Origin of the sequence: Sphingobacterium shayense (assembly GCF_013179575.1) — a bacterium.
In the GTDB taxonomy this organism is placed as follows: domain Bacteria; phylum Bacteroidota; class Bacteroidia; order Sphingobacteriales; family Sphingobacteriaceae; genus Sphingobacterium; species Sphingobacterium shayense.
This window is the reverse complement of the sequence record NZ_JABMCQ010000170.1, coordinates 1-8,725: the sequence shown is the minus strand read 5'-3', so window position 1 is coordinate 8,725 and position 8,725 is coordinate 1. Positions and strand designations below refer to the sequence as shown.

General features: G+C 39.6%; 8 protein-coding genes. 3 read left to right on the top strand and 5 right to left on the bottom strand.

Going from position 1 to position 8,725, the window contains the following annotated elements:
• Window positions 1-134: 134 nt before the first annotated feature.
• Both HP439_RS15855 and HP439_RS15850 read right to left on the bottom strand, forming a co-directional pair.
• Window positions 135-497: an MmcQ/YjbR family DNA-binding protein gene (locus HP439_RS15855; RefSeq protein ID WP_172391315.1), complete on the bottom strand. Its 363-nt coding sequence runs from the start codon at window positions 495-497 to the stop codon at window positions 135-137.
• 2 nt (window positions 498-499) lie between these two features.
• On the bottom strand, window positions 500-1,051 hold the full coding sequence (locus HP439_RS15850; protein WP_172391314.1) for a thioredoxin family protein: 552 nt from the start codon (window positions 1,049-1,051) through the stop codon (window positions 500-502).
• A gap of 226 nt (window positions 1,052-1,277) precedes the next feature.
• Here HP439_RS15850 and dnaK point away from each other — a divergent pair, with 226 nt between their 5' ends.
• Complete coding sequence (dnaK, locus tag HP439_RS15845; RefSeq protein ID WP_172391313.1) at window positions 1,278-3,182, top strand: molecular chaperone DnaK; 1,905 nt, start codon at window positions 1,278-1,280, stop codon at window positions 3,180-3,182.
• 213 nt (window positions 3,183-3,395) lie between these two features.
• Here the strand turns inward: dnaK and HP439_RS15840 are convergent, their stop codons facing one another.
• The 3 genes from HP439_RS15840 to HP439_RS15830 all read right to left on the bottom strand — a co-directional run bounded on the left by HP439_RS15840 (window position 3,396) and on the right by HP439_RS15830 (window position 7,398).
• Window positions 3,396-4,676 carry an FAD-dependent oxidoreductase gene (locus HP439_RS15840; RefSeq protein WP_172391312.1) on the bottom strand — a complete coding sequence of 427 codons (1,281 nt, stop codon included), beginning with the start codon at window positions 4,674-4,676 and terminating at the stop codon, window positions 3,396-3,398.
• 144 nt (window positions 4,677-4,820) lie between these two features.
• Complete coding sequence (locus tag HP439_RS15835) at window positions 4,821-5,738, bottom strand: nucleotidyltransferase family protein (protein WP_172391311.1); 918 nt, start codon at window positions 5,736-5,738, stop codon at window positions 4,821-4,823.
• Between the two features lie 124 nt (window positions 5,739-5,862).
• Complete coding sequence (locus HP439_RS15830) at window positions 5,863-7,398, bottom strand: helicase HerA-like domain-containing protein (protein ID WP_172391310.1); 1,536 nt, start codon at window positions 7,396-7,398, stop codon at window positions 5,863-5,865.
• Between the two features lie 121 nt (window positions 7,399-7,519).
• Here HP439_RS15830 and HP439_RS15825 point away from each other — a divergent pair, with 121 nt between their 5' ends.
• Window positions 7,520-7,885, top strand: a complete 366-nt coding sequence (locus HP439_RS15825) for a hypothetical protein (protein ID WP_172391309.1) — start codon at window positions 7,520-7,522, stop codon at window positions 7,883-7,885.
• Between the two features lie 115 nt (window positions 7,886-8,000).
• Window positions 8,001-8,725 (top strand): SulP family inorganic anion transporter (locus HP439_RS15820; protein WP_172391308.1); only part of this gene is annotated, 725 nt, incomplete at its 3' end.

Genomic DNA, 8,725 nt, shown 5'->3' with positions numbered 1-8,725 from the left:
AATCAACACGTCTTCAACACCACTTCACGAAAAAGGAAGAACCAATACGATTCGAGTCTCGGAAGTGAGATAATCAATAATTAAAATTCTTTAGTACAGAAGGAGTTCGAAATACAAGGACTCCTTTTTTATTTTTACGAATCAAGTATCTTCTCCCGCAACATTCGGGGCAGAGTCTGGAAAATTAAGGAATAGCTATCATCGATTAAAGAGCGAACTCTGTCATCAGAAAGCTCACGATTACAATACACAGTATTCCAATGCTTTTTATTCATATGATAGCCTGGAAAAACAGTATGAGGATAATCTTCACGTAGCTCCACCGCATATTCAGGATTACACTTTACATTAAAACAAAGCTCGTCTACTTGAGACAGACCAACGAGCAAAAAGACTTTCCCAGCTAGCTTAAAAACTAGCGTATCCGGTCCAAATGGAAGTTCTTCTGTTACCTCGTTTTTAGTGATGCAGTATTCGCGAATATCTTCAATGTTCATAGTTAGGTCATAGCGATTATAAGTTCTCGCTGTAACTCCTCCCCCTTGTCTTCATTATACCAACGTTGCAAAACTTCTTTCGGGTCTTCGAAAGACTTATTTTCCGTCTTCATCTGATCAAAAATCAATTGCAACTTCGCGGGACGAGGGCCCCAAATTACTTTATCATGTCCGACGTCATTCCGAATAATAAGTTTTGGAATAGACTTTCCCCCTCTGGTTAAATAGTCCTCGATAAGATGAGGTTCGCTATCACGTAGCTGAATTTCAAAATCTATATTCGGATTATTCTTCACTATCTGATAAAGTTGAGCTACCGAATGTGCGGCATCACCACACCACGGCTCAGTAATTACAATCCAGTGCTGTGGTTCAGTTATAGACGCAATAAGGTTTTTTATTTGATCATTCGGTTCAAATCGTTTTAACCACCGGTTTGTTCTTGACCAATTGAGCTTGGTGTAGTTGAAATATTCTTTATCCCCGTAGGGGTCAAAGTCTTCTGGAGATTCTAAAATTTGTTCAAAATAATCTAAATATTCCTGAAAGGTCATTATAATATGTTTTTCTTATCAACACGAATTTAGCAATTTATTCTCAGTAAAAAAAAATGTCTCGTCATGCACACGTAACTTACGACAGAAAAAATGACACTTTGTCAGCGGATTTTGACTAAGAAAAGACAGAATTTAGTTTTTTATGCCGTTTTTAACGTTGGCACAGCAGTTGATAATGGTGTAGTGTTAATATAAATTTGTAAATAATAATTTTAATCAAGATATGTCAAAAATTATAGGAATCGACTTAGGGACTACGAACTCATGTGTTGCTGTGATGGAGGGTAACGAGCCCGTAGTAATTGCTAACAATGAAGGTAAACGCACTACTCCGTCAATCGTAGCATTCGTTGATGGTGGAGAACGCAAAGTAGGTGACCCTGCAAAGCGCCAAGCTATTACGAATCCGCACAAAACTGTTTATTCTATTAAGCGTTTCATGGGATTGTCGTATGATGAGTCTACAAAAGAAGCGACAAAAGTTCCTTACAACGTTATAAAAGGTGACAACAACACTCCTCGTGTAGAGATTGACGATCGTAAATATACTCCTCAAGAAATTTCAGCAATGATTCTTCAAAAAATGAAGAAAACAGCGGAAGACTTTTTAGGACAAGAGGTTAGCGAAGCAGTTATTACAGTACCTGCTTACTTCAACGATGCTCAACGACAAGCAACAAAAGAAGCTGGTGAAATTGCGGGGTTGACTGTTAAACGTATCATCAACGAGCCTACTGCAGCTGCTTTAGCTTACGGATTGGATAAAGCACACAAAGACATGAAAATCGTTGTTTTTGATTGTGGTGGTGGTACGCATGATGTTTCCGTATTAGAATTGGGCGACGGTGTATTCGAAGTAAAATCAACTGATGGCGACACACACTTAGGTGGTGATGACTTCGATAACGCAGTAATAAATTGGTTAGCCGACGAGTTCGCAGGTGAAAACAACGGTTTCGACTTGAAGAAAGATGCAATGGCATTGCAGCGCTTAAAAGAAGCCGCAGAAAAAGCAAAAATCGAGCTATCAAGCACAACTTCAACAGAGATTAACCTACCTTACATCACTGCAGATGCAACAGGCCCTAAACACTTAGTACGTACGTTGTCACGCGCTAAATTCGAATCTTTGGTAGCTGACTTAGTTAAACGTACAATTGATCCTTGTAAATCTGCCTTAAAAAATGCAGGTTATTCTACGTCTGATATTGATGAAATCATTCTTGTTGGTGGATCAACTCGTATCCCCGCGATTGTTGATGCTGTAAAAAGCTTCTTTGGTAAAGAGCCTTCAAAAGGAGTAAATCCAGACGAAGTTGTTGCGCTGGGTGCTGCAATCCAAGGTGGTGTACTTACTGGTGAAGTAAAAGACGTTTTATTATTAGACGTTACTCCTCTTTCTTTAGGTATCGAAACAATGGGTGGTGTAATGACTAAGCTAATTGAAGCAAACACAACTATTCCAAGTAAAAAATCAGAAGTATTCTCTACGGCGTCGGACAACCAACCGTCGGTAGAAATCCATATCCTCCAAGGTGAGCGCCCTATGGCTTCTCAAAACCGTACAATTGGACGTTTTCACTTAGATGGTATTCCAGCTGCACCACGAGGTATTCCTCAAGTTGAAGTTACTTTCGACATCGATGCAAATGGTATCATCAAAGTTTCTGCAAAAGACAAAGCTACTGGTAAAGAGCAGAATATCCGTATCGAGGCTTCTTCTGGGTTATCTGATGAAGAAATTCAAAAAATGAAGCAGGAAGCAGAAGCAAATGCTGAGTCAGACAAAAAAGTAAAAGAAGAAGCGGACAAGATCAATGCCGCTGATGCATTAGTATTCTCTACTGAAAAGCAGTTGAAAGAATATGGCGATAAGATATCAGCAGACAAGAAAGCTCCTATCGAGGCTGGTCTAGAAAAATTAAAAGTAGCCTACGCTGCTAAAAACTTTGATGACATTGATGCGGCTTCAACAGAACTACAAAATGCTTGGAACGCTGCGTCTGAAGAGATGTATGCTGCTTCTCAACAAGGAGCTCCACAAGATCAAGGAAACCCGGCAGATTCCCAAAGCGGTAAGCAGGGCGGAGATGACGTGCAGGATGTAGAATTCGAAGAAGTAAAATAATCGCAATTCTATTAAAATTAAAACGAGACCACAGTTATTAAAATTGTGGTCTCGTTTTAATTTGAACAAAGACCAACTCTTCGATAATATTCAGAAGATGGGTCTTGAAAGAATCCGAACGCGAATCGTGATGGGCCACCAAGTAATAATAACACACATTTAACCGCAATGACCATCGATTTGTTTAAATGGTGGAAGGGAAAATTTGGTGTATCAAAACACAAAGTTACCTTGCTGACTTACTTTTTTCACGTACGGACTGGCATATCGGTCCAGCAGTACCATAAACTCGTATCTCCGAAGTAGGCGATCCTCGTCGTAAGTACCTGAAAAATTAAATTTTTCAGACCAGTATCGTTGAACCTCTCTATCGATCTCATCCCCACGTAATCCTACAAACTTGATTAAAGATAGTGCATCCTTTAGCGTAAGTTCGTCTACTCTAGCATTATTCTCTAAAAACCACAACTGACTACGGGAATACAATTGGTTAAATATCTGCTTAATCTCTGTGTTAATCACTTTGTCCTCCCTTCCAAAGGAAACCAAATTTCCTTGCCATTTTGCTTCAAAAACGGCGGCTAATCCGACACGCTGAATTGCCAAAAAATTGGGATCATCAATTGACAGATCCTGATACGGTAGTATCCGCGCACCGTAATTCATTAATTCAGTCTGTAGTTCTCTAATAGCTATTTCAGAAGATTCCTTTTTAAAAAAAGCTAAATATGCAGCGGTAGCACCCAACGCCTGCCCTATGCATGATCGTAAAGGTGCGGTGGATGCCACGGTGTCTATTATATTTGAAACACCCGCTAAATTAAAGAAACCATTATTTTCGTAATGTATCAAGTCTGCAAGTTGAACACCGTATATATCATTGTGAAATTCACCAGCAGCAACCAAGCTGCGTATATCGGAGGGTGAAAACTCTTCAAGTTTTCGAGCCTTCGTGTTTTTTTGTTCATTATCGTCCTTATGGGAAAACAGGCTTAGTTTTTGATCAATTGACGCATCGATGATACAGTTTATTGTATAGCTATAACGATTTCCAAGTATCACTTCCCATGTCCTTCTTTTTTTATTAATAGCGGCGATTTTGCTTGATCGAACTATCGTTAGATTGGTTTGTTGAGAAATTACTTTTTCAACAGCATTTTCAAATAATCTTGGATTCAACTCTTGTTTGTCAATACGTGCAAGTGAATCACTCGGGGCACTTGCACGTATTGACATCAACGTCTTTAACCAAATTCCGCCGTCCACATTAGGTAGATTCTCAAGACCTGTAGGTCTCAGCATAAATTCAGGAACCAAAACGTCATCATCTACTATCCACAAGGTTTGCACACCCGAGAGTGAGGCCTGCACGGCAGCGCTATATCCGATTATTCCGGAGCCGAAAACTAAAACTTGTGGCTCTTTTTTCTTTTGAGCAAAAGTAAGAAGGACAGAAAACACAAAAAAAAATAAAGATGAGAATTTAAGTTTCATGTTGAATAGATACGTGGAACTCCGTGGATTAGAAAAACCAAAGGTAAAAAAAAGCATCGTTTGATCTCCAATTAATTGGAAATTCCATTGAACAAAATAAGGCCAAACGTTAAGTCTGGCCTTATTTCAATAAACTTATCAATCTTAAAAAAGTTTTTCGGGATATACCCCCTGCGCAATTAGATTCGAGATAGACTCCTGTACGATAGGTTTATCTTCTTTATATGTTACTCCAAACCATTTGGACGAGGTGGGAAGGACTCGAAAACCCGCCATATTATTTTTCACCATAAAATCAGGCACTGAAGGGATAAAAAACTCAGATTTAGGGTTTTCAGAATTAATTTCAACAAACTCTTTAAACATCTCCTCAGCCACACTAAAAATATGAGGCGTAAAACCCCAAAAATTCATCGACACTCGAGCGTCGGGGCTTAGCGGATACTGGACTTCAGCTTCTTCAAACACAACGCTCTTCTGATTAGTAGCCTCATCCATTGCATAATATATATTGGTGCGCTCGGTGACAGATTTTAGGTACCCGTCTTGATCTACCTCACATACACCTCTTGAAACATAACCGTAATCAGACATTGTATTACCTACTTGAAAGCCCATGAGAGCCATCCTATCGTCAGTAACATCTGTTGTCAAAAAATCTGCCATCTTCCTAAAGGAATCCGCTCCATAAAAATCATCGGCATTAATCACACAAAATGGTCCATTAACCATATCTTTTGCACTAAGAACAGCGTGTGCCGTTCCCCAGGGTTTTGAGCGTTCAATTGTTTTATTAATACCAAACTTACTTAGATCGTAATCTTGGAAAGCATAATCAACGTCTATTTTGCCCGCGAGTTTTTTATCAAAAACCTCCCTCATTGTATCAAGGAATTCTTCACGAATGATAAACACTACCTTTTCAAAGCCCGCATTAATAGCATCGTAAATTGAATAGTCAATAATCGTTTCTCCGTGAGGTCCAAATGCATCAATTTGTTTTAGGGATCCATAACGACTTGCCATACCTGCGGCGAGAATCAATAATGTTGGTTTAGTCATTTTTATTCTATTAGTAAAATTCAGTTTATGTACCACAAAGATATAAATATAATTCTACTCATTGTGGTAAATAACCTCTTTACGCAACCGTTAGCGCCCTTTTTACGAGCAAGAAGTTAGCGAATCACTTCTTTTTGAAAATAATATTAATGAGACCTGTTGCTAGTTTTCCCAAAAGTTTCACCCCCTCACGTGCGAGGGTTCGCGACGCTTGCTTTTGAGCCGCCTCAAGTGGTGTTTGTCTACGATTATTGCGGGGAGAGGAACCCGTTTTTAGCTGCTCCTCTTTTTCTTTGTCCTCAAATTCTGCTGTCTTCTTCTCCACAATCTCGGCGGCACTTTCGCGTTCTACACGTTCGTTATACTTAGAAAGATATTCTGATTTTTGAATAATGTCATTATATAATCCTTGCTCACACGGCCCCATTATCGCACGCGCAGCCACGAGATGAGTTGCTGCGACTTCAGTTGGAATCCCCTTGTCATTTAGCACAGTAACTAAAGCTTGGCCAGTTCCCAACGAGGTTAGTACTTTATCAATCTCATAGAATTCGGAATGTGGATAAGTTCTGACTGTTTTTCGAAGGTTATCGGCGTCATTGGGAGTAAACGCCCGAAGAGCGTGTTGCACCCTATTCCCAAGCTGTCCTAGCACAGACTCTGGAATATCCGTCGCAGCTTGTGTACAAAAAAAGACACCGATTCCCTTCGAACGAATAAGGCGCACAATCTGCTCCACCTGCGACAAAAATGCTTTCGAAGCGCCATTGAATAATAAATGAGCTTCATCGAAGAAGAATACGAGTTTTGGTTTATCCAAGTCACCTACTTCAGGAAGGTTTTTGAAAAGCTGCGCCAACAAGCTTAATAAGAATGTGGAAAACAGTAAAGGCTGATCTTGAATATCAGATATATTCAAGAGTGTGATCACTCCCTTGCCATCAACTTTCCCAAACAAGTCATTGATTTCAAACTCTTTCTCTCCAAAGATATGCGCGACGCCCTGTTGCTCAACTGCAACAATTTTTCGGAGAATTGTACCTGAAGTGGACGTGCTTATTTTTCCATAATTGTCCTTTATTTCCTCGGCACCGGGTCCATCGGTAAGGTATGATAGAAGTTTCTTCAAATCGTTTAGATCGACTAAAGCCCACTTCTGATCTTCGGCGTACTTAAATATAGCTGCGAGCACACCCGTTTGAGTGTCATTAAGATCCAAGATTCGAGAAAGTAAGATCGGACCGAAATCTTCTACTGTAATCCGCATATCAACGCCAATCTTTCCGCTTAACGAATAAATCTCCAACGGAAAGCTCGCAGGTTGAAAAGGGAGACCGACAGCATTACCGCGTTCAATAAGAGCATCATTAGTCGTCCCAGGTTGCGCCAAACCAGAAAGATCTCCTTTCACATCGAGCAAAAACACCGGTACCCCAGCATCCGACAGCTGCTCCGCCATTAGTTGAAGAGTCCTTGTTTTCCCCGTGCCTGTAGCACCGGCGATTAATCCGTGACGGTTCATCATCTTTAACGCTAAGTTAACCTTCGCATCCGAAATAACCTGTCCATCTAAAATCGCCGCACCCAATTGTATAAATGCTCCTTTAGGACTATAGGAAGCTGTTATTTTATTAACAAATTCACCTGTCTTTTCGCTCATAAATATTTTTAATAAAAATTGTCAGATATATAATTAAATATAGTGATTCAAAAAGGATTATTAAAAAAATAACATTAAATGACATTTTTTTCACAACAAATCCAAAGAAAAATATGTATTTTTGAAAAGAACAAAATTAAAAGGTGACTTAGTGCGAATTAAACAAATATTAGGAGCGAAAATATGTTTTGCCGTCTTTTTGATAAAGATGCTCATTTCGGCTACACCTATGTTTGTAGACATCCTTGATCAGGGTACTATCTTACAGGTTGTGTTACAACTAGAGATCGAAAACACTGCCAAGGGCAATTACCCATCTGAAGATTTACATGAGGGCGGAACGAAATTTGTAAACACAAATAATACTGATTTCTTCTCTTTTGGCCCGGCCGTTGAAAACCTAGGCGATCAACGTCACTATTTAAAAAACGAACGTCTAATTGACGCGTTTCATCCGACAGTCCCCACACCGCCTCCTAACTGCTAAAATCTTTCTCATCAGCTTATATACATAAGCTATGCTATCGGTATGATTAGATGTCGCTAGTATCTTTATGTATTCCATTAAATTTTAATAGAGAATAAATTAGTTAAACATTATTATGTTAGGAACTCGTATGTCCGCTTTTCTGAAGCTTTCGAAAAGGGACTTAAAATATGACTTTCCAGCTAGTGTTGTGGTGTTTCTTGTCGCACTACCACTTTGTCTGGGAATTGCAATGGCCTCCGGTGCGCCATTATTTGCCGGAATTATAACCGGAATTATTGGGGGACTTGTTGTCTCGTCAATCAGTAAATCACCGTTAAGTGTAAGTGGACCAGCCGCCGGATTGACCGTAATTGTGCTTGGGGCCATCGAAAAACTTGGCGCATATGAAACTTTTTTGCTTGCCGTAGTAATCGCAGGCATTATTCAATTGATACTAGGCATTATCAAAGCAGGTATGATCGGAAATTATTTTCCCTCAGCTGTAATTCTAGGAATGCTCGCCGCAATTGGAATTACCATCATTCTAAAACAAATACCATTAGCTTTCGGTATGGCAGAAAACCATGCTTTTGAATTCGACAACGGCGGAGGCTTCGCAGCATTTAGTAATACTATTTTAGAAAGCGTAAATTGGGGCGTAGCAGCTATTTGTGTGCTATCACTAGCGATATTAATTTATTGGCCTAAAATAAAAGGACTTAAAAAAATCCCCGCCCCTTTAATGGTTGTGGCAATAGGTATAGGGCTCAGCGCATTATTTCGAGGAACAGGTATTCAGCTTTCTGAAAACCATTACGTTATGATTCCGATCGTTAGCTCATTCCAGGGTTTTACAGA